Raw genomic sequence first — 26,775 nt, 5'->3', positions numbered from 1 at the left:
TTTATCCTATCGTTCCAATCCTTCTGACCCCGATTTTTCTTAGGAAGTTTCAAGATTTCCCTGAGAATTCCCCAAAAGAATTAAATTTGCAAGTCCAAGGGGATATCAACTGACCCAAAACCCAGGGTTCTTCCCCCGCAAATCTCTATTTACGTGATCATTCTGAGGAAATTCCGTTGACTTGTCTGCATATTGCCCTTAAGGAATGGTCTACGGCCATTGACGCCATTGAGGTCTCAAAGACGATCTTGCTATTTCGAAAGGGCGGGATTCACGAACCCCGGCCAGGATTTCAAGTTCAGTTGGGGGCTACGCTGCTGTTTCCCACCTTTTCCCATCAGTCCAGTGCCTGCCTGAAGCCAGAATGGGCCAGACTCGCTTCAAGCAGCCAGAGCGTGAGGCTAAAGCTCTGGGCCGAGGTCACAGATTGGTTCATCCTTCGAGATCCCGGCTTAATTCCAACCCTCAGTCCCTTTCATGTGTGGACTGATGCCTTTCTGGAGCAGCGGCTGGCCTGGAAGCCTGAACGTCCGCTCTATGTGGTTCTGTGTCGATTTTATCAGCTGCGTCCTGCGCTACCGCTTCCCGACCTGCCGCAGTCTGGGGGGTGTCGTTCCTGGCTCAACCTTGAGCCTCCGATTACCGTGGAGGCAACCGTGCCTTTAGTCTCTGAGGCGAACTACCGTAGGCAATGTCTTAGGATCCAGCGCCTGATGCAGTCAGGGGTGGATCAGGTGCTATCTGGGTCTGACCCTCCCTTGGAGAAATGTGATTGAGATCATTGGGGCAGGTGTGTTTCCTCACATCGAAACGATTCTCACTTTGGGAGATTAAGCCTAGATGCAAGTCACCGTAGCCCAAGGATCTTCTTCCATGCGACAGCCGCCTAAAGTGCAATGGACTGCCCTCCTTTCCTTTTTTTTGTTGACTGTCATTATTGCCGACTGTCTCCCTTGGCCAGGGTTAGGCGATGGGATTCTAGCGCAGATCGGCAATCACCTATTGCGAGGGGCTAATCAGGACTCACCGATGGACACCGTAGGCCAGGCCCAAAACGCAATCTCGCTGGGCGCCCGTGACCCGCGGCAGATTTCCCGGTAAGCCAAGCTGGTGCCAATAGGCGAGGATGGCGAAGGCGATAGACTCCTTGGCCTTCGCATCGAGGCCATAATCGGTGGTAATGCCCACTGGAGTTGGATTCAGAGCGATCGCCAGCCGTTGTCGCAGATAGGTATTCTGACTACCGCCCCCACACAGGAGGACCGCTCCGGGAGGGTGGGGAAGAAATCGCCGGTATTCCTGAGCCACCGATTGAGCGGTAAAGTCGGTAAGGGTCGCAAGCAGGTCGGCGGGGGTCAGATTGTAGGGCGCAGCCGCTTGAAAACACTGGTCTAAAAAGGCTGGGCCAAAATATTCCCGACCGGTGGACTTGGGCGGCGAAATCTCAAAGTATGGATCCTGGAGCCATTGATGGACCAGGGGGTGACAAATTTTGCCTTGGGCGGCCCATTGTCCATTGGCATCGTAGCTAAGCTGTCCCTGGGTCAACCGGGTGACAGCCAAATCCAGCAGAATATTTCCCGGCCCGGTGTCCCAACCGAGAACCCCCTCTCCCAGGCTTTGAACCCGATCAAGTGCCGGTAGGTAAGTGGTGTTCCCCATGCCGCCAAGATTTTGCACGCAGCGACTCTGGTGGCGATCGCTCAGTAAACAAACATCCACCCGGGGCACGAGGGGAGCCCCGTGGCCTTGGGCCGCAATGTCCGCCAGGCGAAAATTACAGACCGTGGGCGTTTGGGTGATCTGGGCAATGAGATCCCCGCGCCCGAGCTGTAGGCTATAGCCCAGGGTGTTGGCGGCGGCTGGACGATGGAAAACAGTTTGACCATGGGACCCAATCAAAATTGCTGGATCCTTACCGGATTGGACGGCGAGGGCGGCTTCAGCAAAAGCCCGGGCAATGTTGTCATCCAGTTGCGCCAGGTTTGCCAGGGAAATCCTCTCCCCTTGGCACAGGGCAAGAATTTGGCGACGCAGGGACGGGGCATAGGCGAAGGTCTGACTTGCGATGAGATCGACGGTGAGATCTTGATCGCTTCCCGAGAGATCTACAAGGACGGCATCAATGCCATCGACCGATGTTCCGCTCATCAGCCCCACAACCCGAGTTTTATCGGGTTGGAGAAACGGCAGGCCAGGGTCAGGCGTTGGCATCGCGTAGTTTAGTCTAGGGGGCATCCAGTCTAGGGGGCATCCAGTCTAGGGGGCATCCAGTCTAGGGGGCATCCTCAGTCCCAATCCGAGGTTGAAAGACCTGCATTTGCAAATGTTTGGCCGGGGATAAGTCCAGAGTTTGCCATTGCAATAGGGTGATTTTGACCCATCCCGACTGATTAAGATCGGTCTCGACTGGAATGGGTTGATCCGGGGGCACCAGCCAGGGCTGAACAGCGACACTCCCCGCCTCTCGAATTTGCGTCCCTGACTCATCGTAAATTTCGTAATAAATTCGCAGGGATTGCACCGGGTCAGGTCCCGTATTTTCTACCGTGAGCCGCAGCTGGGCATAGTCACGGGTGCCAATTTGTTCGGTCACGACCTCAGCAGCGGTCACCTTCACGGTGTCAGATTTTTGAACTTTCTGACGCTTAGCCAGGCTCCAGCTTTGGGGCAGAACGGCCCTGGCCGGGCGCTTAATCCCAAGGGGCAGCGCCACGCTGGCGATCCAGCAGGCCAGAACGATGGGTATGGTAAACCTTGCCATTCCTAAATTTGCTTCCTCTCGATTGCCTCTCCATCCATAGGCTGGACACGGTCTGCACCGGGTGTTTTGCAGGAGATCCTAAAATCCCAGCCAGTCTAAGAGCCCCTTGCCGGTAACCACCTCAATTAGCAGCGTGGCTACGATCCCCACCATGGCCGCTCTCCCGTTGAGGCGCTCGACGTAGTCGTGAAACCCGTATTTAGGGGGCGCTAGGTTGGGTTGCTGTTTGGGGTCTGTCATGACTTCAGAATCCTTGTAAAGAGTAGTAAATAACGCTGCACGGGGTATGCTGCTGCACGGCTTATTCTAACGAACTGCTTCTGCTCCCGGAAAGAGGCGGCCCCTTACCAGACAGTCTGCCCTGCGAAATAGTCCTGAAGCTGTTGCTGATGATCGTGGGCCAGCTGGGTCCAGGGCAGATTTTCCATGGAAAAGGCGCGGACCTCCTGCACTTCCCCCACATCAATGATTTCATAAACTCCCGCTACAAATGCTTCGACGGTAACGCAGATGGAGTGAATCCTAGGGTCGCGTTTTGGTGAGGAGTAGACGCCCACCAAGCGCCCAAACCGCTGCACCTGCAGCCCGGTTTCTTCGCGGAGTTCTCGCCCTGCTGCCGTGGGGAGGTCCTCGCCCCAGTCGACAAAGCCTCCCGGTAAGGCCCAGCGCTGGTTGTCTCGACGGTGGATCAGGACAATTTGGCCATCCGGGAGTATCGGAATGATGGCCACCCCCACGATGGGATGTCGAAATATGAGTCCCAGGATGGTCTGGGTATACTGCCAAGCTCGTCCCAACACCAGGGATAGCCGAGAATTTTCCATGGAGGCGTTTAGGATGGCTCGGTGGACTTTAACCGCTGCAGATCTTCATAAACCTCGTGCGGATGAGGTTCTGGCCTAACCTTGGGATAAATTTTGGCCAGCTTCCCGGCCGGATTAATGATGAAGGTGCGTCGGTAGATGCCTTCATATTCCTTGCCCATAAACTTTTTGGGGCCATAGCTTTCGTATTGCTTAGCAACGCTGGCATCTAAATCGCACAGGAGGGGAAAGGGAAGGTCGTACTTTGTGGCAAACTTTTGATGGGACTGGGCATTGTTCATGCTTACCCCAATCACTTCGGCATTTTCCGCCTGCAGCGCCGCGTAGTGATCTCGAAATCCACAGGCTTCCTTGGTGCATCCGGGGGTGTTGTCCTTGGGATAGAAATACAGAATCACCCATCGACCTTGAAATTGACTCAGTTGGTATTCCTGGCCGCCACCCTCTTCTAAAACAAAATCTGGTGCCGTGTCGCCGACTTGTAATGCCATCGTGCTCGGTTGAAAAATCAGGTAAAAATCTGGCGCTAGTGTATCTGAATGTGGTGTCCGTTAGCATCCGGTAGCGGGGGTGGCTTAGGGGCAACTTTCAGCGCGGCTTATTTCCCGAACTGCTCTAGGCAGGGGGCAAGGGTGCGGGGTATAACAGGTACGAAGCCCGATTAACCCATGAGGCGCCAATCCTATGTCCATTTTTCGGCAATATATCCTGCCGCTGATCATTGTTTTGATGTTTTTGTTTGCGCTGGTGGTGGTCAGTGCCCGCATTTTTCTCCCTGCAGATATGGCTGCCCCTGCTCCGGTTGGATTCCTTGGGGCTGAATGGGTGCTTCGACCGGGAGTTTAAGCACTCAGAGCGCTTGGGTGAGAGCGATCTGGGAAGAGACGGGTAATTTCCTCTGGCTTTAGGGTCAGGCCTTGCCCGAATCGTAGTAGGCTAGCCTTCGTAGACCTTCCTTCCCCTTCCCCAGCGACTATGAAAGCCCAAGTGTTTAGAGGCGTGAAGCAGCTCTCCTACGAAGAAGTTCCCATGCCAACTCTGGAGCAAGATGAGGTTCTCGTGCGGGTGAGGGTGGTGGGGCTGTGCCAGTCTGATATCAAGAAAATTCTCTATCCCCTCTATGATCCCCCTCGTATTTTTGGTCATGAAACTGCGGGGGAAATTGCTGCTGTCGGCAGTCAGGTGCGGGATTGGCAAGTGGGGCAGCGGGTGGTGGTTTTGCATCATATCCCCTGTATGCACTGCGATTACTGTCTGCACGACAATTTTTCCATGTGCGATGTGTACAAGCGCGTGACCACCACGGCGGGTTTTACCCCAAGCGGTGGCGGATTTGCGGAGTATGTCAAGGTGCCTGGTCACATTGTGCGTCAGGGGGGGCTGTTGGAGATTCCAGAGGCGATTACCTATGAGCAAGCTAGCTTTGTCGAGCCTACGAATTGCTGCTTAAAGGCGGTCCAAAAAGCGGCCATTGGCCCAGGTCAGACGGTGTTGGTGACGGGGGCCGGTCCCATTGGACTGATGTTTATCATGCTGGCTAACTATGTGGGCGCTCAGGCGATCGCCACGGACCTGCTCCCTAGCCGAATTGAGAAGGCGAAGGCTGTGGGTGCTCTGGAGGCCTTTGATGCCCGCGATCCGGACTTGGTTCAAAAGGTGCAGGCGAAGACGCGGGGACTTGGCGTGGATGTGAGTTTGCTGGCGGTGCCCAGCGACAAAGCCTTTTTCCAGGCCCTGGACTGCACAAGAAAGGGTGGAAAAATTTTGTTCTTCGCTGAGTTTCCAGATGAGGTGGAAATTCCCCTCAACCCCAATGTTTTGTATCGGCGTGAAATTGATTTAATGGGTAGCTACAGCTCCTCTTTTCGGATCCAGCAGCTTGCCGCCGATATTATTTTTAATCAGCGCATTGATGTGGAGGCCCTGGTGAGCGATCGCTACCCGCTCAAGGATCTCAGCGCCGCGGTGGAGCGGGCGATTGCCCCTGGCCCGGACACCTACAAAATTTTAATCTATCCCGACAGGGAGTTGGCCCCAAAGGCCCAGGAGGTTGTCACCGGATAGAACCTATTGGGTCTGTCGCTCTCTCCCTGAACCATCTTCCTCCTGCGTGACGCTTCTGCCTCGATGCTTCAGTTCAGCAACCTGTTCTATGAAATAGCGGCAATTCTTTCCCTGGCAATCACCGCTGGCGCGCTGGCTATCTGGCTCAGGCAGCCCATCATTATTGCCTTTATTGTTGTGGGCGTCATTGTGGGACCTTCTGGGTTAGCCCTGGTGGCCTCCAGTGACGAGGTGAGTCTATTTGCCAAGTTGGGCATTACGCTGCTGCTGTTTGTGGTTGGCCTCAAGCTAGATCCCAATGAAATTAAAGCGGTTGGCCCGGTCGCGGTGGTTCTGGGCCTGGGACAGATCTTGATTACTGCACTGTTTGGCTACGCCATTGCCTTTGCCATGGGCCTCAATGCCCTTTCGGCCTTTTACGTTGCCACCGCCCTCACCTTTTCTAGCACCATCATTATCATCAAGCTCCTCTCAGATCAGCGAGAAATTGATGCCCTCCACGGACGAATTGCAGTGGGAGTCTTGATTGTGCAAGACATTGCGGTGGTTTTGGTAATGATTGGCTTGAGCGCCTGGGGGGGACAACAGAGCAGCGGCACGCTGCCTCAGCTCTTGGCCTGGGTGACCTTGAAGGGCATTGGATTTCTCGGCTCTATTGCGTTGGTTACCCGGTTTCTGTTGCCCAGACTGCTGCACAGTCTGGCGCGATCGCCGGAAATTTTGGTGCTGACGGGTATCACCTGGGCCATTGCCCTGGCGGCCACGGCCGATGGCTTGGGCTTTAGCAAAGAAGTGGGGGCGTTTCTGGCAGGAGTCGCCATTGCCGCGACACCCTATCGAGTGCCCATTGCCTCCCGACTTGTGAGTCTTCGAGATTTCCTGCTGCTATTTTTCTTCATCGATCTGGGGAGCAATATCAATCTGGATTACCTCGGCCAACAGATCCTCCCAGCTTTAATCTTGTCGGCCTTTGTTCTATTGGGGAAACCCGTGATGGTGATGGGACTGATGGGGCTGATGGGGTACCGAAAATATACCAGCGCCCTGACCAGCCTTTCGCTTTGTCAAATTAGCGAATTTTCTCTGATCTTGGCGGCCTTAGGGATGCGCCTTGGCCACATTGATCAGTCTACCTTGGGACTCATTACCCTGGTGGGGCTGATCACCATGGGGCTATCTAGCTATTTGATCCTAAATGCCCACAGGCTTTACCCCCGTATCTCCCGCGGGCTCGATATGTTTGAGCGCAATCTTTCCCATACCTCAAAATTGACCCACAGTGAGGCCACAGAGGACTGGACACCCGTTGATTTTATTGTGTTTGGGCTAGGTCGCTACGGTGGGAGCGTGGTCAGGGACCTTTGCCAGGCTGGGTTCATGGTGTTGGGGGTGGATTTTGATCCTGAAATTGTGACGGCCTGGAATCAGGAAGGACTGCGGACTCTCTATGGGGATGCCGATGATCCAGAACTCGCAGCGTTACTCCCTTTACAAAATACGCGCTGGGTAATTAGTACGGTGCCGAAATTTGACGTGGGGCTGACCCTCCTCCACACCCTGAAACATCATCAGTTTTCGGGTAAAGTTGCTCTGACCAGCCACCACGCCTGGGAAGCAGAGCTGCTGCTCCAGGCCGGGGCAGACCAAGTGTTACTTCCCTTCCGAGATGCCGCGAAGGAAGCGGCTCGCATGCTCACTCAGTCCGGAGACCCCCGATGATTTTAACCACCACCCACAGCCTGCAAAACCATGAAATCGAGGAATATCTTGGCATCGTCACCGCCGAAGTGGTATACGGCAGCAACGCTATCCGCGATTTTTTTGCAGGGATTCGAGATATTATTGGCGGTCGCACCAAGAGCTACGAAAGGGTTTTTGAGCGAGGTCAACAGGACGTCCTGTCAGAGCTGGCCCAACGAGCCCAGAAGCTGGGGGCTACGGGCGTGATTGGGATCAAGGTGGACACAGGAACCATCAACCTAGATGAAACCGGCGTGCTTTTACTGATTACCGCCACGGGTACAGCGGTACGGGTGCGAGCCTAGGCCCTGCTCTAGCCTTGACGCTGAGCCCCTCAGCGTTGCCCAAATCCCAGCCTAGCCGCTGTGTTTAGTTGATGCTCTCCCGCCAATCGCTTCGCGGTATGGAGGTGAGATTCTTGACTCATCGACGCGTAGCTAGATTGGCATGGCTCCCAACCCCCGCTAGAGCGTCTCTGCAAGCATTCTGATTGAACGTCCTCCATGATGCGCCCCAGCGCAGACGCCTGTGCGGACATGATCTGGCCGAGCTGTCGGTCCACCCTGAAATTTGGGTACACAAAACTTAGTCCAGCGAGGTCGGGTCCCCAGGGTAGTTTAAAGGGAACTTGAACTAATCTTCCTCCGGTTGGCCCGCTGTCTAGCCATAATTATTTTTATTGCTCTCCGACGCCAATGTCCGTCCAAACTTGCCAGTATGAAGAACTATTGTGCCGATTGAGTAACGCTCCGGATGCCTTAGCACTCCTGCGCGACTATCGTCCCTACTTCGAGAAAATTCCCAGTATTCGCCGTCCTACCGATAGTATTGTGCCGATTCCCTTGCCGACCGTGCGAGTTAGACAGCCGCGGATGCGCGAAGTCTCGGGTCTGCTGGACAACCCCTACGAGCGGCTGCAGCTCTCGTGCGATATTGCCCTACTCATGTGTGACCCGGATTGGCAAATTAAAAATAGCGAAGAAATTTTCATTTTCATTCACCGACCTGGGGAGGAATTTTCCAATTTGCTCAGGCGTTGGCGAATGACCCAGGTTGCCCTGGGGAGCGAGTACCTGTGGGATATGCCCTTGGGCTATGAACATATGCTCAGTGAGGGATCTGACAAGAAATACCCACTGTTTATTCTGCTGGAGGAAAGCCATGATCGCATTTGTCGCGGACTCCAGGGGGCAAGACTCCCTTATATTTGTCAATCGGTGAGCTGTGAAGACCCAGCGCCAGCCTCCATGGTGGAGGCGGCCCCCTAGCGAAGCGGTAAGGTGCCGATCGATTATCCTCGGGACAATCGCCCTAGGTGTCTCTTGCCGTGGCGTAGAGCGCTGAGAGCTTTTCCGGGGTTAACTGAGCAATGGCGCAGTCAAAAAAGATCTGTCCCTGACGAAGACCCAGAACGCGATTGCAAAACTGCTGAGCTAGGGCAACATCGTGGAGACTGATGATCAGCGTGCGGCTGTGTGTCACTGTCAGGTCTGTGAGTAGGGTCAGGATGTCCTGACTCAGGCGTGGATCTAGGCTGGAAACGGGTTCGTCAGCCAGAATAATGCTGGGATTTTGGATCAGCAATCGGGCAATGGCCACACGCTGTTGCTGTCCTCCCGAGAGTTGTGCGGTGGGGGAGAAGAGGTGCTCTGGAATTCCCACGGTTTCGAGGACTGATTGCGCCTGGGCCAGCGATTGCGGCCAGAGGAGCGAGAGCAGCGATTTCCAGAGTGGCCAGCGAGCAAGGTGACCCGCATTCACGTTGTGAATCACCTTCAGCGCGCTAACCAGATGAAATTGCTGGTAGATGGTACCCACCTGACGTTGCAGCAGACGGATGTTTCGAGGTGCCAGGGAGGACACTGGCTGGCCTAGCAGGGTCATCTCGCCAGCACTGGGTTTTAGGGACCCATTTAAAAGCCGAAGGAGCGAGCTTTTCCCGGCACCGCTGGGGCCAAGCACGGCGACGCGCTCCCCTTGCTGAACCTGAAAGTTCAGCCCCTGTAGGATGGGCCGATTATTCAGGTGCAGGCAGACGTCCAGCAGCTGGTAGACCGGACAGGAAGAGTCCTCAGGCATTATTGAATTTTGCCCACCTCTCGGCCAATGGCTTCAATTTGTGCGTAATTTTCGTTTTTTGTGGGGATGAAGCGCTCGGCTCCGAACAGGTCCAGAATCTCTTTTTGTTCTGGAACCTGAGGATCTAGACTCAAGAGCGCCACCTGGACGCGATCCGCAAAATCTGATCCATACTCCTGGGCCACGTCCGGATGAAGGACCCAATGGTAATCAAAGTAGGGTGGGGTTTCCCAAATGACCTGCACAGCCGTTTGGTCCACCTTGCCTTCTGCAAGGCGATCGCGCCAGACTTGAGCGTTCAGGGCGCCCACTTCGTAGGTGCCGGATTCCACAAGCTTCAGGGTGGCATCATGGGAGCTTGAAAACCCCACCTCTCCTTTAAAGTCTGTCAGGTTGACCCCGTTTTGCTGCAGAAAATACTGGGGCATGAGTCGTCCTGAGGTGGAGGATTCACTGCCGAAGGTGAGCCGCCGTCCCTTCAGCTGTTGAAGCTGACTCGCTTCGGTAAAGGGCTGCACATTTGCGCTGCGATGGGCAATAAAAACGCTGGTAAACTGGGCGTCAATGTCTCGCTGGGCGATGGCCCGACTGTTGGGTACTTGGAGCTGCGCTTGAACGCCCGTCAGGCCTCCAAACCAGACTAAGTCTAAATTTCCGGTTCGAAACGCTGTGACCGCAGCCGTGTAGTCGGTGACCGGTTTGTACGTTACAGGAACCCCCAGTTCCTTTGACAGATACTGGGTTAACTTGCCGTAGAGGCGCTGGAGTTGTTCAGGATCTTGATCGGGGATGGCTCCGGTCACCAAGGGTCGCTCAGCCCCGGCCGGGGGGTTGGCGGCATCCGGCCCAGGAGAGGCACATCCTCCCGCCAGGGTTAAGGTCACAATAGAGAAGCCCAGAATCAGTTGTTTCAGCACAGCAGCAAAACTTTAAAGTTCAAGTTGTGAATTTTAAAACCGTGAAGCGCGAATCTCTCGTTCACCCTTGCTTGAGGAGTGGATACCAGTGGCCAATGGGTCCTTGTCCCTGTCCAATGCTCAAGGCCGACCCGAGGGCGCAGGTGACGTAGTCCTTAGCTCTCTGGGCTGCATCCCCAGGGGCATAGCCCAGGGCTAAATTCGCAGCGATTGCTGCGGATAGGGAACAGCCGGTGCCATGGGTATGGGGGGTGTTGACCCAATGGGTCTGCAGCTTCAGAATCCGCTCTCCATCGTACCAAAAGTCGATTCCCCGGAGTTCACCTGAAAACCCGCCGCCCTTAATCAGGACGTGGGGACAGCCCAAACGGAAGATGGCCTGAGCAGCTTGGTGAATATCGGCTTCGCTGTGAATTGAAATCCCGCTGAGAATCTCAGCTTCGTAACGGTTGGGGGTGAGAACTTGGCCCAGGGGAATGAGCTGAGTTTGCATCGCTGCGATCGCCTCGGCCTCTAGTAAGATGGCCCCGGTGCGGGACACCATCACCGGATCAACCACCACCTTAGGGTTGGGTAAGGCTGCGATCGCCTGAGATACGGTGTCTATGATTTCAGCATTAAGCAACATGCCAGTTTTGAGGCTGTCAAACCCGATATCCGTCTGTACAGCCTCAATTTGAGCCATAACAGCCTCCGGGGTTAGGGCATCGACGCGGGTTACCCCCTGAGTATTTTGAGCCGTGACGCAGGTGAGGGCGACGGTTCCATGCACGCGGTGAAAGGCAAAGGTTTTTAAATCTGCCTGAATGCCGGCTCCGCCCCCACTATCTGACCCGGCAATGGTCAAGGCTACTGGAATGTTGCCGGGCAAGATCGCACCGTCCTGATCGTTATCATGCCGCTAGTTCTCAAAGGGATCTCTAAGGCAGTGTAAGACCATTAGCACCAGCCTAAAAAAATTGACACATTTCCTTAAGGCAGGTTTGGTAGGCCTGAATGCGTTCGGCTTGGGAGGACCGTTTTGAGATTACGGAAAAATGCGCATTCAGGTTATCCCGAAAATGCCAGGTTTCATAGTTATAGCGCTGCCCCTGGTACCATTTTTGAGTGCCGCTCACGGTGTCGGTGAGCATCAGCTTCGCTCCTCGAAAATCCTCAAGGACGTCGCTGCCCCACAGGAACTCAATCAGCTTCCAGCCGTTTCCTGACGCCTCAGGATCAAACTGGATGCTGCCCTTGCAGCCTGGCGTATCGGCTTCAAAGCATTGGGGACGATATTGAATGCGTTCGGCCTGAACAAAATCATCCGGGTCTACACGCACCTCATAGCGAACCTTACCGCGACTGGTGACCAGTTGACTTTCAAAGTCAGGATCCTGGGGCCTGACCTTGTCCACTTTTTGCAGGGGGGCCAGCAGCAGGTGATCCTGTGACCATTCCACTAATGTTTGCACGGGAACATCCGGCTGGGCCATGGCTGGGGGACAGACGCCCAGCCATGGCAGGAGAAGCAGTAAGGGCTTAAACCGCGCCATTCCTCCTTCCTCCCGCCTTAGTGTTTAGCGTTCCCTCGCTGACGGTGCCGCCCCAGAATTAGCGCTGCTGATCCACCGGTCACCAGCACGGTGGCGGCAGCCTCAAAGCCGAAATCCTGACCCGAGGTCTGGATCAGGGCGGCGGCGGGGGCTGAGGCGGATCCCCATTCTGAGGACAGGGCCTGGGCTGGTTCGGAGGAGAGGCTCAGGGAAGGACGCTGCGCCACCTGAAACTGATCACTTTTGCGACTGATGTCGTTAATCTGAATTCCGCCCTGATTGACGGGAACGGTCAAAATATCAGCGTGATCGTACTCGCCAATTTCCACGGTCCAGTCCCCAGCTAGGGCAGAATCTGGTAAAAAGGTAAATTTGCCAGACGCATCGGTGGTTCCCTCCAGCCAGGGTTTCTCGGGATTGTTGGGAGCATAAACCTTCACTGGTGCTTCCTGGAGGGGCTCCCCGGTGCTAAAGGTGACGTCCAAGGAGAGTTCGGACTCGGGAGAGAGTAAATAATCGGTCTGCACGCTGTGGGCCAGGGCTTGACCGGATGCCAGCGTCAGCACCGAGAGTAGAGTAAGGGGAAGAACGGTAGCTGGTTTAATCATAGGGAACTCCATTCTGTCACTGGACTATCACGAGAATTTACGGCCTATCCTAGCAGCTCTTTTAGGGTTGCACCATGGTTTCGGATCTAGATATATCGGTCCTGGGAAATCCTTGGTAGGCATAGCTCCGCTGGCTGGAGGGAATCCCCTTAGCCTGAAGCAGAACCCCAAATCCCCCCAGACCTAGAGGATCAATTAACCCCTGAAGGGCCTGACGTCGTTGCAAAATGAACTCAAGATTCTCCAGGTCAGGTCTGGAGTTGTTCTGATGCAGGCGATCGCCCAGTCCCAAGGCCATCAACATAATGCCCTGTTGGGTGTAGTGGAGGCGCTCCAGCTGAGCCTGAGTTCCGTAATATTCCAGGGCGGTGAAGTTGACGTGGGCGGTAATGTCTTGCTGTCCTACCCGTTCGTAGGGATTTCCATGGGCTTTTTGCTGGGTATAGCACTGTAGTGTTCCCTGGGATCGGGCCGGACTGTAATATCGATGGACTGGGTAGCCGTAGTCAATGGTCAGGACAAAGCCCTGTTGGAGTGCGGCTGCGACTTGGGCAATCCAGGGCTTGAGATGCAGATTGATTTCCGTGGTGTAGCCCTCTGGATAGACCGGGTCCAGCAAGTCAATACCCATCTCGGACAGATATTCTAAAAGGGCAGGATTCTCCAGTGGCACCAGCTTTTCTTGAAGCTCAGCTGGGGAGGATGGTGCCCCAAGGCCTACCCCAATTTCGTAGAGCTGTCCTTGACTTTTCCGGAGGCGATGGACCGGGAAGGCATCCACCAGCTCATTGGAGAAAAAGCAGCCGCAGATCGAATCGGGAGCCAGATCGGTGAGGGTGTGCCACTGGAGGGGGATGAAATTTGGCGGTAAACCTTGCAGCTGGCTTTTCTGGGCTGCAATCATGGCGGGCGATCGCTCAATAATTTTCCAGTTAAGGGCCTTTGCAAAGACCTGCAGATCATCCGATTCAGTCTGGGCGAGGAAACGCAGCCCATCCATGCTCATCAGTCCTTGTCCGGCTCCCATCTCCACCACCGTAAAGGATCGGGGGCGGTCCAGCGCCTTCCAGAAATCATAGAACTGGAGAACCATCAATTCCCCGAAGTCTGGGGCAAGGTGGGTTGCGGTGACAAAATCTCCGCGACTGCCAATGGGGGGGCGAGGCTGGGCGTAATACCCAATTTCTGGGTGATAAAGCGCCAGCTCCATAAAATCAGCAAAGGAGAGATAGCCCTGGGGAGATTGACGAATGGCACAATGGATGGGGTTGGGCAATGACATGGTGGGGATGGATCAACGCTATCTCATCATCATGGATGATGATAGGCAAGGTTGACCTCTAAGGTTGGGTTGACACCCAGGGATTCCCTGGTGGCTGGTGGGAGCGTTTGCTCCCCATCTGGAGAGGGGGACCCGTAGAGGAAAGGCCCCCTGCCATGATAATGGGGACAGTGAATCTAAACTCCCTTCGAGATCCCTCCACGCCTTTGCCCTCCGCCCATGCTTAGTTCTGCCAGACTGGCCGTCATTCAGATTCTTCAAGCGATTGACCAGGGTGCTTTTGCTGACATTGCCCTGCAAGGGTATTTGGATCAGCAGCCCGAGGCCAAAGATCGCCGCCTCATGACAGAACTGGTCTATGGCATTGTGCGCCGCCAGCGAACCCTGGATCACCTGATGACTCAATTGGCTCACCGCCCTGCGAACGAGCAATCTCCTCAGCTTCGGCATTTGCTGCGCTTGGGCCTGTATCAGCTGCGCTATTTAAACCAGATTCCGCCCCACGCCGCGATTCACACAACGGTGGATCTGGCAAAACATCTCAACCTAGGTCGCCTCAGCAAGGTGGTCAACGCGGTCCTGCGCCAATATCTGCGATTAGCCAGCACCGCAGACCCGCTTCAGGTTGATAATCTGCACCCCGTGAGGCGTTTGGGAATCCTTCACAGCTTTCCCGACTGGATGGTTCAGGTATGGCAGGCCCAAATTGGTCTTGCTCAAACCGAGGCACTCTGCCGGTGGTTCAATCAACGGCCCACGATGGATCTGCGCCTTCACCCTCGCCGCAGCTCGGTTGCCCAGATGCAGCATCAGCTTGCGGCCCTGGACATTGCCTCCCAGCCTCTGCCCCAGTTGCCCCAAGCACTCAGAATTCTCAACGCGCCGGGACGCTTAACCGATTTACCGGGGTTTACGGAAGGGGCCTGGGTGGTGCAGGATGCCAGTGCCCAATTGGTGGGCTACATGCTTGATCCGCAGCCTGAATGGAGGGTGCTGGATATGTGCGCGGCTCCAGGGGGCAAGACTGTTCACCTGGCGGAACTGATGGAAAACAAGGGGCAGATTTGGGCCTGTGAAAAGGCCAAATCCAGAATCAAGCGAATTCAGGAGAACCTGGATCGACTCCAGGTGTCTGGCGTTCATCTTTGGCAGGGGGATGGGCGATCGCTTCCGGCAACGATTCCCCAGGTGGATGCCGCTCTGGTCGATGCCCCTTGCTCAGGATTAGGAACCTTGCATCGTCACGTAGATGCCCGCTGGCGGCAGACGCCTGACTCAGTCCAGCAGCTTAGAGCGCTCCAGCTTGAGCTACTCAACTCAGCCGCAGGAAAGGTCAAGGCCGGCGGCCTTCTGGTGTACTCCACCTGTACGCTCCATCCGGCGGAAAATGAGCAGGTCGTTGACCAGTTTCTGGTGGATCATCCCCACTGGTCCCTCGAAAACCCGCCCTCGCATAGCCCCGCCAGATCCTTCTTGAGCAATCCGGGCATTCTCAAAATTTGGCCCCATCGTCAGGAGATGGATGGATTTTTTGTGGCCCGATTTCGACAGCACTTTCCCTAGGCTAGGATGTTCCGCAATCCGCCCTGGGGGATTTGGGGGATTGATCTAGATCGATCAGCCTTTAGGACTCTGGCTCAATGGTGCTGGTGAGGCCGTGCATTTTCAAGGTTTCGGAATAAAATTCGGCGTGCTCTAAGGCGCAGGTGATGACCAGGGCCATCCCATGGGTATGGGCCTCCATGGTAATATCCACTGCCTGGGGCTGGGAGAGGCTGGGTACCGTTTTAAGCAGCACCTCCACCACATGCTCCATCAGGTTGAAATCATCGTTATGGAGTAAGACGCGATACTTCGGTGCCGGCTTGCGAACCGTAGCAGACTTTTGTTGTAGTTCAACAGACATGGAACGATGTATAGCTAAAAACAGCAGAGGTCAGGGTGACTGGGCCGCCAGGTCCAGCCCCAAAGGCCGGGTAAACGCATTTTAACGTAACCCGATTCAGGTAACCCCTATCATCTGGTCAAAAGACATCCCGATTGTGGCTGATCGTGCTGTTGATACTGTCTCAAGCTGGCTTCAGTGGCCTGAAGAATGTCCTGGCTTCCCCAGTTTTGGTGAAGATGGGCCGCAATGGCACAGCCGCCCGCCCCAACTCCCTCTTTGACGTATCCCGATTCATAGGCCCGCAGCTCGGGAAATCGAGACTGGTGAAAGGAGAGGTTGCTGGTCATCAAAGCCACGTGGCCAATGGATTTAGCCAATCCCACAGTATCTCCCGATGGATCATCCACGACCCAGGGGGTGGTGCCCACCACAATCTGATCCAAATTGCAATCGAGATCCATGGCCTGGTTAATGGCCAGGATCAGGGCATAAACCGCCAGCATCTGCGTTCCTCCGGCCAGTAAAACGCCGCGAGTTTGCGAAAGGGCTAGGGCTAACCCCGCCACCGCAATCTGCATGGGGTCGCCCAGGGCCGCCACCACGCGAAAGGGTTCGGGAATCTCCGGATGGGATTGATAAAGCTCAAAGGTATCCAGGCCCTGTCGCACCAAGCGCCATTTTTGCAGGTGGTTACAGTATCGATGGCTGCTGTTGACCTTGTTGGCCGCAGGATACCCCAGTCCCGCCAGAACCCCCAGGGCTGTGGTGGTGCCGCCGACCACGCATTCCGATAAGATCACATACTCCTGTGACTGCTGACCGAGTCTTGCGCCCCAGCTCAGACCCGCCTGAAATAGATGCAGGACGGTCCGCATTTCTAGGGCTACTCCGGTGCTGAGGCAGCGGGCTGGCGCTCCGCCTAGATCGATGCAGGGAAAGCTGGGACGGACGGGAAGGCCCGCATTGAGAATCCAAATCGGCCATCCCATTTGGGCGGCGATGGCGCGGCTAATAATGGCAGGCGAGGCGCCAGCTGTCAGGGGGGGGAGCCGATGCTGGGGGCGTTGGCCTGGCCCGTTGACCAGAAACTCCATATCGGCGATCGCTGTCCATTTTCGATCTTCGATGGTGCGACCCGCTGCAGAAATCCCAGGATACAGGCCTGTGTCCGTAAATCCCAGGACACAGCAAAAGGTTGGCGATGCTCCTCGATAGCGTTGAAGCCATTCAGATCCCTGGACAGGTTCGGTGCAAACTCGGATCATGCAACTTTACGTCAATTCGTTCTGGGCGATCTGGGTCTCGATCTGGGGCCAAGCCTAGGATCTCTCCTCCTTTGGGCCTTAGTCCTCCAAAATGGCCTGGAGCCAAGGGGGGGGATCGGGGATGGGATATTTTAAGCGCTCGAATAGGAGGGAGGCAACCAGGTGGACTAGCAGAAGATACAAGGTTGCATTCACAAAAATCAAGCCCACGGCAAAAAGCTGGACGACCCACAGATCCGGGTTGATCAGCAGATTCAGCTTAATAAATAGCCAGTCGAGGATGCCTGTAACCTGTTGATTGAGGTACAGCCAAACATTGGTGGCTAATAGCAAAGACAGCAGGAAAATTTGAAAGAAGAGGCCCAGCGCTGAAATTAAGACTCCCCAACCCATGGAATGGGCCCATCCTCGTTGCGATCGCCAGCACCCCCCTAGAATAACGCCCAAAATTCCGTAGGGAAGAAAGAACTGAACGCTGCGGGGAGGCCCCATTAAAACGCTCAGCAGCAGGGCTGCCACCACTGCAGTCATCCAGGCCGCTCGCTTGCCCCAGCGCAGGTAGGCGAGGGCGATGGGCAATGGGAAAAACATCCGCAGGAGTGGTCCCGTGGGAACATAGGTGTTAATCAACCAGATCAATGCGGTTGTACTGGCGAGAAACGCCGTTTCCACCGTCACCAATGCCGTAGCTGTTTTTTCCCCAATGTGAGGGGGCATGGTGGGCTCTGGTCCCCCTACCATCCAATCATCCGCTTCGGCAGTGGGATCTTCTTGAGCCTCAAACTCGAACTCTGTCATGAACTACATGAACTATAGGAGCATATCTTCTAGAGCGTCGGCATTAACGATGCAGAGCGTATCGTGGGTCCGTCGAATAATCCCTTTTTTCTCCAGTTTACCGAGGACACGGGTGACCGTTTCCCTGGCCATGCCGCTCAGACTACTCAGTTCTCGATGGGGCAGATTTGGAATAGAAATTCCGTCCTCGCCCTCCTCTCCCTGCCCTTCAGCCAGAAACAGCAGAATGTCCGCTACCCGTGAAGTGCTATCAGACTCCCGCAGTCTCAATCGGCGATTGACCTGGCGTAACCGTCTAGCCATGAGCTTAGCGAGCCGGATACCGGCCTGGGGTTCGGTCTGCATCAGTCGCACAAAATCGTGGGCAGGCATGTTGGCTACCACCGTTGGTGTTAAGGTGATGACATCCGTTGACCGAGGCACCTCATCGAGGGGAGCCATTTCCCCAAACAGCTCTCCGCGCCCCACGATATTGAGGGTAACTTCCTTCCCGTCAATGTTATAGGTCCGGATTTTGACCCAGCCGCTCAGAATAAAATAAACAGAGCTTCCCCAGTCGTTTTCCAGTAAAATCACCCGTCCTGCAGGATGCTCACGGGTGACGACCTGAGCAATGGCAGCGCGAATGACGGACTCATCCAACCCCTCAAAGAACGGCAAAGACCTTAACGGCTCATCTGTTCTTGAATCACGGAAACTACGTTTCTCTTCCATCAAACAGCAGTAGTTATGGGAGCTGAGGTCAACATAGCAGACTATTGGCCGCTCGAAAAAAGGAACGCCGATAACGTAATGAAATATTGCGATTTTTCCGGGGGTTCCGCCACCTTTTCTGGTGTTGACCCAATCGGGTTTCCGGAAAGCGTTGGCCCTCTGCAGCAGCGAAGATCTAACATCCAATCTAAAACAAGTTTGACGAGTCCGAGGTTCAACTCAGGTCTTCTCAACTTTTGTTTCGTCCCGTGTTACTGTAATGAGTGGCTCGTTATTCGAGTGGACGTGTGATTCATTCGCCGGTTCAATGTCTGCCTGATGCCCGATGGTGTTCACTCATTAATTTTAGAGTGAAATTGCTAAGGCAATGTTTTCTGACCTTTTTGCCATCATCTCATGACGGGAGTTTCACCGGGGCTACGGGAATTTAGGGTGTAGATCTTCGCTTTACTGTTTTTTAGAAGTTTGCATAGGATATTTTGAATCGCTATCCCTCGCCTTCTGCCTAGCTGTTGATCGCTAGAGGTTTCTCTGTCTTGCTTTGCTCGGGTTGGGTGGGTTTTAGGTTGTGTACCCCTGCGATAACTTCGAGCTAAATAGTGAAAAAGCTTGTTCAATCTCATTTATATCTGTTTGTTGGAGGTTCCCTCAATGTCAGTTCGTCTTTACGTTGGAAATTTACCGAAAGAGATCGAGCGTGAAGAATTAGAAGCGCTTTTTACACAGGAAGTGGGCGAGACAGAGTCTACAAAGGTTGTCACCGACCGTAAAACCGGCAAATGTCGCGGATTTGGTTTTGTAACTGTTAAAACAGAAGAACAGGCAGATCAGGTCATCGAAAAGCTCAATGGACATGTGTTTAAGGAAAATGCGCTGAAGATCGAAAAGGCGCTGCCCAAAGCAAAGGATAGTCAAGAGGCTGCGGGACCGGGCAATGGTAGTCCCCGTCGAAGCAAGAAAGGTCGACCCAGTGCCCCTTCCACCTTTGGAGATGGCTACGCCAGCGCTGCTCAACCCGATCCGCGTTGGGCCCAGGAGCTAGAAAAGCTCAAGGAAATGCTGATGGCTCAATCCAATGGCTAGGACTGGAAAAGACTTTCCCCGGCTTCTAGTTGGTTGTCAAATAAGCCGCCTTCATGCTTTCTGAACGTCTTTACTTAAAGGCTTCTAGCTCCAGCTAGGAGCCTCTTTTTATCGGCTGACCACTGCCAAAGGCTCAGGGCAAGGTGGTCGGAATCCTCAAGATGTCCTATGATGCAGTCATGGTGTATGAAGTTTTGTGAACGCCTGTGACTTTTCCTGTCGCTTCCCCTGAGCCGATTGTTCGTCCCCACTGGTACCCCCTTTCTGTTATTTGGCAAGCCGAGGCGCATCAAATTCAAAGGGGCTTCCCCCACAGTCGGCTGCAGCCCACCTGGCAGCTTTTATTGCTCAGTGATGGATCAACCACTCGTCATCTTCAGCTCCTGACGGGAGAAGCCATTGAGGTGGACGTTCGGGATATGTCTGCTGTGGACTTTGATCGGGATCAGGCTCCCAGCCTGATTGACCACATCCCCGCGCCGCGCCTGCGACGCCAGGTATGGTTGAGAACCGAATCGGGACAGCGGTTAGCCTACGCTACCTCCTGGTGGGAGGCCAGCCACGTTGATGACTATCTCCAGAACCGATCCCTACCCATCTGGGCTAGTCTGGCGGATCTGCGCACTGAACTATACCGAGATATTCGGTTGGTGATGTATGGTCAATCCTCCAGTCTGGAGGAGGAGTTTGGTCAGAAAGGCCCATTCTGGGGAAGATACTACATTTTTTGGCATAACCATCGCCCTCTCACCCTAATTTATGAGGCGTTTTCTCCAGTCTTGACTCATTATTTAGGTCCAATGCAGGGATAGAGGTCTAGCACAGGCTGGGCTGAATCCCTAGGGTTTCAAGTCCGTTGGATTCGTGGACAGAGCAAGGTATCATCAGCACAGGTTTACCATCTGCCATCAAGTCTATGATCCTCTATGTCCTTCTGTTTAACACGGGCACCAGCAATGAAGGAATCCACACCCTGAAGATTAAAGACCCGGAGCATGAACAGCTTGAGCAAGATGTGGTGCTGGCCTTCGAGGAGGAGGACGATGCCATGCGCTTTGCCTTACTCCTAGAGGCGCAAGATTTTCCGAGTCCTAGTGTGGAAGCCATTAGCGAGGCGGAAATTACGGAGTTTTGTCGTGAGTCGGGGCTGCGAATGCAGTTCATCGCCAAAGGTACCCTTGCCGTTCCCCCTGAGGCTAACCTGGAGAAAACGGATTGGCAACGGGATGAGGCGCGAACCAGTGAGTCGGAACTCGATCGCATTCGTCAGCAGCTAGAACGGCTCTTGTAACCGGAGACCTCTCCCGGAGAACTACCAAGATCCACCGCAGTGATCCCCCTATCCCGCGAAGCGGTTAGGGGGGGTGCGTATCCCTGATTTGTTTGAGGTCAAACAAGTCCGAATCGTCCGTAAGGCATCGGAGAATTTCGTCCTGCTGAGCCTTCAGTCTGAGGTTGATATTCCTAGCACAACGCCCCATGGCCACGAATTCTAGTCAACTGGCACTGAAGCAGGAAATCTTCGGAGCGATCCGGGGAATCTCTCTCTGTCCCTGAAAGGTCAGAGGGAGAGGATGTCAATTAAAGCGGTAGATTGGCCCTGGGTTTAAAGGTCTCAATGCGCTTGAGCTTTTCGTACAGCTCTCGTTCTTCGGTGCTGATCACCTTAGGCACTTCCACACGAATTTCCACCAGTTGATCGCCCCGGCTCCCATTGCTGCCAGGGTACCCCTTTCCCCCCAGGCGCAGACGCTGGCCCGATCGGACTCCGGTGGGGAGGTTCATCGTGACCCATCCGTCTAGAGTGGGCGTTTCTATGGGGCCTCCTAACACGGCCTCAATGGGGCTGATGGGTAGTTCGCAGATGACATCTAGTCCGTCCTTTCTGAAGAAGCTGTGGGGTTTGACTTCAATAATGAGGTGTAAATCACCGCCGCCTTTACCCTGGCCTGGCACGCGAATGCGCTGTCCTGAGATCATCCCTGGGGGCATGTTGACCTCAATGGACCGGCCATCTTCCAGGCGAATTCGCTCCCAGCCTCCCCGATAGGCCTTTTCTAACGGTATGACCAACCGGGCCTCAGCGTTGACCCGGCCCGGACTGTTGGGCGTATAGACCGTTTTGGTGGTGCCTGGTCGGTAGGGATCGTCTCGGACGCTACGGCGATCGCCACTTCCGCCCTTGCGACCTCCCATGAGATGATCGAGGAACTCTTGAAAGTCGGAGAAGGTACTAAAGTCATAGTCCTCCTCCCCGTCCTCAGGCGATCGCCCCCAGGATTGAGGCCGATCCACCCCATCTCCCTGGAAGCCTCGCTGGTTCCAATATTTACCAAAGCGATCGTACTGGGCACGTTTGCCTGGATCGGAGAGGACATCATAGGCTTCGTTGATGTCTTTAAAGATTTCCTCGGCTTCTTGATTCCCTGGGTTTAAGTCAGGATGATACTGGCGGGCCAACTTGCGATAGACCCGCTTAATCTCCTCATTAGATGCGTTTCTGGGGACATCCAGAATATCGTAGTAGTTCCGAAAGTTTTGCATTAACCTTCATACGTCCGGGCATTGAACGGCGGGGCAGCGGTGGCGCGGTTCGCTACCAATCCTCATCATCCCAGTCTTCCCAGCGATCATTGTCATAGCTTCGCGGTCCATAGCGTTCCCGATCAGAGGATCCGGAGGACTGACGACCGCGAGGCGGGGGTGGGGCTGAGGATTTCCCGGTTAACTTATCCACCCCTTTAGAAATGGCTCCGGTAATCTCTGACATTGAGGGCAAGTCAAATAAATCCTCTTCTTCCTCAAAGCCGTTGTAAGCATACTGCATCTCTCGCAGTAAGTCAGCGCGGGCATCTTGGAGGCGAGAGTAGTTGATGTCAATGAGGCGATCATCGTTTCGTTTCACACTCTCTTGCAGATCGCGAATCAGGGTTTCCATCTCGCGGCGCAGGGGGGCTGCAAACTGAGGGCCATAGTCTAGGGCTGCTTCTCGCAGCTTGCGATCGCACTGGGTAATGAGATCTTGGGATCGGTTGCGCTTCTCAATGCGCTCACGGCGGTTGCGATCGCTGTCGGCATAGCGCTCCGACTCGCGAATCATGCGCTGCACCTCTTCCTCCGAAAGATTTATGGACCCCTGCACATTAATGCTCTGCTCTCGTCCGGTGTACCTGTCGAGGGCGCTCACCTGTAGAATGCCGTTGGCATCAATGTCAAAGGACACCTGAATCTGGGGAATTCCCCGCGGCGCCGGTGGGATTCCGCGCAGCTGAAACCGTCCCAGGGACTTATTATCCGTTGCCAACTCCCGCTCCCCCTGGAGGATATGTACCTCAACCTGCGTTTGATTGTTCTCCGAGGTAGAGAAAATATCCGATCGGCGCACCGGAATGGTTGTGTTGCGAGGAATGAGCGTTTTCATGACCCCACCAATGGTTTCCAGGCCCACCGACAGAGGGGTCACATCCAGGAGCATGATGTCGGTGACCTCGCCCCCTAAGATGCCTGCCTGAACCGCGGCCCCCACGGCGACCACCTCATCGGGATTGACATTCTGGCTGGGCTCTTTGCCCACCAGCTCCCGCACCATTAGCTGAACAAAGGGGATGCGACTCGATCCGCCCACCAAAACCACTTCATCAATATCCTGAGGGCGCAACCGTGCATCGAGCAGGGCATCTTCCACCGGTGTGCGGAGGCGGCGAATCAGCTTTAAAGATAGATTTTCAAACTCACCGCGACTTAAATTCACATCCAGGTGTTTTGGCCCCTCTGCTGTTGCTGTAATGAAGGGCAAACTAATATTGGTATCGGGCAGCCCGGAGAGCTCAATCTTGGCCTTTTCCGCGGCCTCCGTCAGCCGCTGAAGCGATTGGCGATCGCGGCGCAAGTCAATGCCCTCCTGCTCTAAAAATCGCTCGGCCAGCCAGTCTACAATGACCTGATCAAAATCATTTCCTCCGAGCTGGGTATCGCCGCAGGTGGAGAGCACCTCAAAGATGTTGTTGCGCACCTGTAAAATGGAAACATCAAAGGTGCCGCCGCCAAGATCAAACACCAGGATGGTTTGATTTTCACGCTTTTCCAAACCATAGGCCAGGGATGCCGCCGTTGGTTCATTGATAATGCGCTTAACCTCTAGGCCAGCAATGCGCCCTGCATCCCGCGTGGCCTGGCGCTGAGCATCATTAAAGTAAGCGGGCACCGTCACGACTGCCTCGCGCACCGGCTCCCCCAGATAGCGGCTGGCTTCTTCCACCAGCTTGCGAAGGATCATGGAAGAAAGCTCCTCCGCCGTAAAGTCCTGCTCCAGGCGGGGGCATTGAATTAAAATTTGGTCTTGTCCCCCGCGACGAATGGTATAGGGCACTCGCTTCGAATCTGGGTTCAGCTCACTGTAGCTGCGCCCTAAAAATCGTTTAAAGCCGTAGAAGGTATTCTGGGGATTGAGCACCGCTTGGCGACGGGCCAACTGCCCGACCAGGCGTTCATTCTCCTTTCCCACGGCCAGCACAGAGGGGGTGGTGCGGCTTCCTTCGGCATTGGCAATTACCACCGGCTTTCCGCCCTCCATCACCGCCACTACAGAGTTGGTTGTGCCTAGGTCAATGCCGACGATCTTTCCCATGCAAGAAAATTAAAGGTTAAACAAACTTTATCCAAGGGTATTCTATCCTGCCGGAGCAAGTCCGTTTCAGGTGTGGTATACCGTACCGGTGTTGATACTTCGGGGTGATTCTTGGGATCGCTATTCTCGCAGCACGTACCCCACCCCGCGCACGGTTTGAATGAGTCGTTTCTCCTGTTCCTGCTCCAGCTTGAGCCGCAGGTAGCGAATGTAGACCTCGATGATGTTGGAATCGCCCATAAAGTCGTAACCCCAAACCTCCTCAAGAATTCGGTTGCGCGTGAGCACCTGGCGCGGATGACTCATCAGGTATTGCAGCAGATCAAATTCCTTGGCCGTTAGCTCAATGGCGCGTCCACGGCGGAAGACCTCTCGGGTACTTTTATTCAGGGTTAAATCTGCAAAGCTGAGCAGATGGGGGTCCTCTTCGTGGGTACGGCGCAGATGGGCCCGAATGCGGGCCAAGAGTTCTTCAATGCTGAAGGGCTTGACCACGTAGTCGTCAGCCCCGGCATCGAGGCCAGCGACGCGATCGCTGATTTCATCCTTGGCGGTCATAAAGATGACCGGAACTTTGTCCCCGGTGGTGCGCAGCCGTCGGCAAACCTCCAGTCCGCTCATGCCAGGCAGCATCCAATCCAGCAGCACCAGATCGGGGAGGAGTTCTCGGGCCTGGGTGAGCCCCGCCATACCGTTATGGGCAACGGTGACTTGGTAGCCTTCCTGGGCCAGCTCTAGCTGCACAAACTGGGCCAGGGTTATGTCATCTTCAATCAGCAAAATCTTGAGCATCACCATTTCATCCGTTGGAGGTTCACAGGAGAGCGCCTTCACCAGAGATTCATCAACCTGAGGCCGGTTTGGAGTCCTCATCAAGGACATTCTTAGCCTGTCCCTTGCGGGTCATGCTTCGACAGGCGCGGCAGTTGGACCGTAAAGGTTGACCCTTTCCCCACGGTTGAGGTGAGGAAGACCTGCCCCTGCATCCCCTCGACGAAGGTCTTAACAATGGATAATCCCAGGCCGGTGCCGCCGGAACGGGTGCGGGCCTCGTCAATGCGATAGAACCGCTCAAAGATTCGCCGTTGCAAATCCGGGGGAATGCCAGAGCCGCGATCGCTCACTTCAATGATGGCTTGATTCTCGCTCTGGCTCAGCTTGACAGTAACAGGTTCAGGGTCCGGAGAATACTTCAGGGCGTTATCCACAAGGTTGACTAGGACCTGTTTTAGACGAGACTCATCGGTATAGGCTGTGATTAAATCATCCGATGCTTCCAATAAAAGGGGCCGAGGCTTAACTTTTTTCACACGATTGAGAACCTGCTGCACCAGGTCGTTGAGAATGACGTAGTCCATGCGATAGGGAATATACCCGTCGTCAGCTCTGGCCAGGTCCAGCAAATCCTGAAGAACCTGAATGGTATGGTCTGCCTCTGTCGCGGCAATGCTCAAGGCCTCCCGCTGGCCTGCCGAGAGGTTATCCCCGCGTCGCAGGGTGCTTTGCAGATAGCCACGCACGACTGTCAATGGCGTGCGAAGTTCGTGGGACACATTGCTGACAAACTGACGCTGCCGGGCACTGGCCCGCTGCTCTTGCTTCCAGGACCCGGAGAGTCGGGAGATCATCAGGTTAAACATGTCTGCGAGCTGTTGAATTTCGGTGGGTGCCCGCTGGATGGGCAACTGGGACTGCTCTAGGTCCTCGGCGCAGATATTTTGGGTCATCCGACAGATATCCTGAAGGGGTTTCAGGGATCGGCTCAGGTAATAAATCATGCCGAGGGTCATCAGTAAGATGGCGCTGAGGGTGGTGGCTACCTGGGTGTGCACCACGGCCTCAAAGCGCTGCTGATCCTCCGTAATGTCCTGGGCAATGAACAAATCTCCTTTAAATTGAGTTCCCACCCGTAGAGGACTGTTGCAGGCTACAAAGTCTTGGTCTTTCAGGCTGAAAATTCGCGGGGGCAGGGCGTTTTCAAACATGGCTGCCAAGGTGTGGGGCGAGTTGAGCCTGGCCCAAACGGCATCTGAGGCGTGCGGTGCTGCGGCAATCAGGGTGCCGTTCTCCTGCTGGACCCATAGCAGCAGCTTTTGGGAGGCGCGGTTCTCCAAGGCTCGTTGCAGGCTCTCCTCAAGGGGCATCATCTCCATTTGTTCGTAAAGCTTGACATCCTCAGCAATGCGATCGCCAATGTCCACAATGGAATCTTTGTGGCTATCGATTAAAATTTGCTGCACCTTGTAGGTGGTCCAGAGGGCTGCGCCACTTAGCCCCAGGGCAATCAAGGTGGCGAGGGAGAGGGAGAGCTGAAACTGCAGCGATCGCAGATCCAGCCAGTGTGGCCGGGGAGAGGTCGGGGCTATGGAAACCTCAGGAGCCGTGCTGCGATTTCGCCGGAAAATGCCCCGCTCGAAGATTCGCCCCATTGATTTCCATGCCCCTGTCATCCCTGTGCTGCCGATTAAATTTTCTCCACTCTATCCAAGCCCAGGTGCGCTATGCTGATAAACCGCTAACGGAGTGATAAAAATTTGCTGAGAGTGTTGGAGCGACGCGGTCCAATGGAAGAAAGTCAGGGATGAGT

The 26,775-nt window shown here is 54.8% G+C and carries 29 protein-coding genes and 1 pseudogene; 11 read left to right on the top strand and 19 right to left on the bottom strand.

The genetic code is table 11. The features are described from left to right. Nucleotides 1–176 precede the first annotated feature (176 nt). Entirely contained in the window at nt 177–776 is a 600-nt protein-coding gene (locus tag QQ91_RS14930) for a DUF1802 family protein (protein ID WP_166275740.1), read from the top strand. 247 nt (nt 777–1,023) lie between these two features. Here QQ91_RS14930 and QQ91_RS14925 read toward each other — a convergent pair whose 3' ends face one another. The 5 genes from QQ91_RS14925 to bcp form a co-directional block, all read right to left on the bottom strand. Continuing rightward, complete coding sequence (locus tag QQ91_RS14925; protein ID WP_201277126.1) at nt 1,024–2,214, bottom strand: anhydro-N-acetylmuramic acid kinase; 1,191 nt, start codon at nt 2,212–2,214, stop codon at nt 1,024–1,026. 61 nt (nt 2,215–2,275) lie between these two features. Further along, nucleotides 2,276–2,764, bottom strand: a complete 489-nt coding sequence (locus QQ91_RS14920; protein ID WP_166275736.1) for an ApaG domain-containing protein — start codon at nt 2,762–2,764, stop codon at nt 2,276–2,278. A 78-nt stretch (nt 2,765–2,842) separates the two neighbouring features. After that, nucleotides 2,843–3,004 (bottom strand): CAB/ELIP/HLIP family chlorophyll-binding protein, encoded by a 162-nt coding sequence (locus tag QQ91_RS14915; protein ID WP_166275734.1) that lies wholly within the window; start codon nt 3,002–3,004, stop codon nt 2,843–2,845. 104 nt (nt 3,005–3,108) lie between these two features. Beyond that, nucleotides 3,109–3,588, bottom strand: a complete 480-nt coding sequence (locus QQ91_RS14910) for an NUDIX domain-containing protein (protein ID WP_166275732.1) — start codon at nt 3,586–3,588, stop codon at nt 3,109–3,111. A gap of 8 nt (nt 3,589–3,596) precedes the next feature. Beyond that, nucleotides 3,597–4,079: a thioredoxin-dependent thiol peroxidase gene (gene bcp / locus QQ91_RS14905; RefSeq protein ID WP_166275730.1), complete on the bottom strand. Its 483-nt coding sequence runs from the start codon at nt 4,077–4,079 to the stop codon at nt 3,597–3,599. 193 nt (nt 4,080–4,272) lie between these two features. Between bcp and QQ91_RS14900 the strand changes: the two genes are divergently transcribed. The 5 genes from QQ91_RS14900 to QQ91_RS14880 all read left to right on the top strand — a co-directional run bounded on the left by QQ91_RS14900 (nt 4,273) and on the right by QQ91_RS14880 (nt 8,660). After that, the gene (locus tag QQ91_RS14900; RefSeq protein ID WP_166275728.1) at nt 4,273–4,434 is read left to right on the top strand and encodes a DUF8624 family small hydrophobic protein; all 162 of its coding nucleotides are present in this window, start codon (nt 4,273–4,275) and stop codon (nt 4,432–4,434) included. 129 nt (nt 4,435–4,563) lie between these two features. Next, nucleotides 4,564–5,652 carry a zinc-dependent dehydrogenase gene (locus QQ91_RS14895; protein WP_166275726.1) on the top strand — a complete coding sequence of 363 codons (1,089 nt, stop codon included), beginning with the start codon at nt 4,564–4,566 and terminating at the stop codon, nt 5,650–5,652. A 63-nt stretch (nt 5,653–5,715) separates the two neighbouring features. Then, on the top strand, nt 5,716–7,371 hold the full coding sequence (locus tag QQ91_RS14890) for a cation:proton antiporter (protein ID WP_166275724.1): 1,656 nt from the start codon (nt 5,716–5,718) through the stop codon (nt 7,369–7,371). Beyond that, a complete protein-coding gene (locus tag QQ91_RS14885; RefSeq protein WP_166275722.1) occupies nt 7,368–7,697 on the top strand; it encodes a YbjQ family protein in 330 nt (109 codons plus the stop codon). The genes QQ91_RS14890 and QQ91_RS14885 overlap by 4 nt, the downstream gene beginning before the upstream one ends. Nucleotides 7,698–8,129: 432 nt before the next feature. Next, nucleotides 8,130–8,660, top strand: a complete 531-nt coding sequence (locus QQ91_RS14880; RefSeq protein WP_250833369.1) for a hypothetical protein — start codon at nt 8,130–8,132, stop codon at nt 8,658–8,660. A gap of 43 nt (nt 8,661–8,703) precedes the next feature. Here the strand turns inward: QQ91_RS14880 and QQ91_RS14875 are convergent, their stop codons facing one another. From QQ91_RS14875 to QQ91_RS14850, 6 genes are all read right to left on the bottom strand, one after another. Continuing rightward, nucleotides 8,704–9,471 (bottom strand): phosphonate ABC transporter ATP-binding protein, encoded by a 768-nt coding sequence (locus QQ91_RS14875; RefSeq protein WP_166275718.1) that lies wholly within the window; start codon nt 9,469–9,471, stop codon nt 8,704–8,706. Then, nucleotides 9,471–10,388, bottom strand: coding sequence for a putative selenate ABC transporter substrate-binding protein (locus QQ91_RS14870; protein WP_250833368.1), 918 nt, complete (start codon nt 10,386–10,388; stop codon nt 9,471–9,473). The genes QQ91_RS14875 and QQ91_RS14870 overlap by 1 nt, the downstream gene beginning before the upstream one ends. 61 nt (nt 10,389–10,449) lie before the next feature. Next, nucleotides 10,450–11,259, bottom strand: coding sequence for a bifunctional hydroxymethylpyrimidine kinase/phosphomethylpyrimidine kinase (gene thiD, locus QQ91_RS14865; RefSeq protein ID WP_201277125.1), 810 nt, complete (start codon nt 11,257–11,259; stop codon nt 10,450–10,452). A 79-nt stretch (nt 11,260–11,338) separates the two neighbouring features. Beyond that, nucleotides 11,339–11,923 (bottom strand): hypothetical protein, encoded by a 585-nt coding sequence (locus tag QQ91_RS14860; RefSeq protein WP_166275716.1) that lies wholly within the window; start codon nt 11,921–11,923, stop codon nt 11,339–11,341. Between the two features lie 17 nt (nt 11,924–11,940). After that, complete coding sequence (locus QQ91_RS14855; RefSeq protein ID WP_166275714.1) at nt 11,941–12,531, bottom strand: hypothetical protein; 591 nt, start codon at nt 12,529–12,531, stop codon at nt 11,941–11,943. A gap of 61 nt (nt 12,532–12,592) precedes the next feature. Continuing rightward, nucleotides 12,593–13,813 (bottom strand): class I SAM-dependent methyltransferase, encoded by a 1,221-nt coding sequence (locus QQ91_RS14850; protein WP_166275712.1) that lies wholly within the window; start codon nt 13,811–13,813, stop codon nt 12,593–12,595. A 219-nt stretch (nt 13,814–14,032) separates the two neighbouring features. Between QQ91_RS14850 and QQ91_RS14845 the strand changes: the two genes are divergently transcribed. After that, entirely contained in the window at nt 14,033–15,376 is a 1,344-nt protein-coding gene (locus QQ91_RS14845) for a 16S rRNA (cytosine(967)-C(5))-methyltransferase (RefSeq protein ID WP_166275710.1), read from the top strand. 61 nt (nt 15,377–15,437) lie between these two features. Here QQ91_RS14845 and clpS read toward each other — a convergent pair whose 3' ends face one another. The 4 genes from clpS to QQ91_RS14825 form a co-directional block, all read right to left on the bottom strand. Beyond that, nucleotides 15,438–15,719: an ATP-dependent Clp protease adapter ClpS gene (gene clpS / locus QQ91_RS14840; RefSeq protein ID WP_166275708.1), complete on the bottom strand. Its 282-nt coding sequence runs from the start codon at nt 15,717–15,719 to the stop codon at nt 15,438–15,440. A 110-nt stretch (nt 15,720–15,829) separates the two neighbouring features. Further along, a complete protein-coding gene (cobT, locus tag QQ91_RS14835; RefSeq protein ID WP_166275706.1) occupies nt 15,830–16,966 on the bottom strand; it encodes a nicotinate mononucleotide-dependent phosphoribosyltransferase CobT in 1,137 nt (378 codons plus the stop codon). A 78-nt stretch (nt 16,967–17,044) separates the two neighbouring features. Next, nucleotides 17,045–17,764: a DUF2232 domain-containing protein gene (locus tag QQ91_RS14830; protein WP_236095902.1), complete on the bottom strand. Its 720-nt coding sequence runs from the start codon at nt 17,762–17,764 to the stop codon at nt 17,045–17,047. A 12-nt stretch (nt 17,765–17,776) separates the two neighbouring features. Beyond that, the gene (locus QQ91_RS14825; protein ID WP_166275704.1) at nt 17,777–18,478 is read right to left on the bottom strand and encodes a Crp/Fnr family transcriptional regulator; all 702 of its coding nucleotides are present in this window, start codon (nt 18,476–18,478) and stop codon (nt 17,777–17,779) included. A gap of 651 nt (nt 18,479–19,129) precedes the next feature. Here QQ91_RS14825 and QQ91_RS14820 point away from each other — a divergent pair. The 4 genes and pseudogenes from QQ91_RS14820 to QQ91_RS21915 form a co-directional block, all read left to right on the top strand. Then, nucleotides 19,130–19,561: an RNA recognition motif domain-containing protein gene (locus tag QQ91_RS14820; RefSeq protein WP_166275702.1), complete on the top strand. Its 432-nt coding sequence runs from the start codon at nt 19,130–19,132 to the stop codon at nt 19,559–19,561. Nucleotides 19,562–19,767: 206 nt separating this feature from the next. Further along, nucleotides 19,768–20,373 carry a chorismate lyase gene (locus QQ91_RS14815; protein WP_166275700.1) on the top strand — a complete coding sequence of 202 codons (606 nt, stop codon included), beginning with the start codon at nt 19,768–19,770 and terminating at the stop codon, nt 20,371–20,373. A 104-nt stretch (nt 20,374–20,477) separates the two neighbouring features. After that, nucleotides 20,478–20,852 carry a DUF3110 domain-containing protein gene (locus QQ91_RS14810; protein ID WP_166275698.1) on the top strand — a complete coding sequence of 125 codons (375 nt, stop codon included), beginning with the start codon at nt 20,478–20,480 and terminating at the stop codon, nt 20,850–20,852. Nucleotides 20,853–20,925: 73 nt separating this feature from the next. Continuing rightward, a pseudogene (locus QQ91_RS21915) lies at nt 20,926–21,048 on the top strand (RNA-guided endonuclease TnpB family protein); the annotation flags it as partial. A gap of 94 nt (nt 21,049–21,142) precedes the next feature. Here the strand turns inward: QQ91_RS21915 and QQ91_RS14805 are convergent. The 4 genes from QQ91_RS14805 to QQ91_RS14790 all read right to left on the bottom strand — a co-directional run bounded on the left by QQ91_RS14805 (nt 21,143) and on the right by QQ91_RS14790 (nt 26,617). After that, nucleotides 21,143–22,105: a DnaJ C-terminal domain-containing protein gene (locus QQ91_RS14805; RefSeq protein ID WP_166275696.1), complete on the bottom strand. Its 963-nt coding sequence runs from the start codon at nt 22,103–22,105 to the stop codon at nt 21,143–21,145. A gap of 52 nt (nt 22,106–22,157) precedes the next feature. After that, nucleotides 22,158–24,188, bottom strand: coding sequence for a molecular chaperone DnaK (gene dnaK / locus QQ91_RS14800; protein WP_166275695.1), 2,031 nt, complete (start codon nt 24,186–24,188; stop codon nt 22,158–22,160). Nucleotides 24,189–24,308: 120 nt separating this feature from the next. After that, nucleotides 24,309–24,986, bottom strand: a complete 678-nt coding sequence (locus QQ91_RS14795) for a response regulator transcription factor (RefSeq protein ID WP_375340955.1) — start codon at nt 24,984–24,986, stop codon at nt 24,309–24,311. 86 nt (nt 24,987–25,072) lie between these two features. Continuing rightward, entirely contained in the window at nt 25,073–26,617 is a 1,545-nt protein-coding gene (locus QQ91_RS14790) for a sensor histidine kinase (RefSeq protein ID WP_166275691.1), read from the bottom strand. Between the last annotated feature and the right edge of the window lie 158 nt (nt 26,618–26,775).

The organism is Lyngbya confervoides BDU141951 (assembly GCF_000817775.3).
In the GTDB taxonomy this organism is placed as follows: Bacteria; Cyanobacteriota; Cyanobacteriia; order Thermosynechococcales; family Thermosynechococcaceae; genus Lyngbya; species Lyngbya confervoides.
This window is presented reverse-complemented; position numbering and strand designations above follow the sequence as displayed.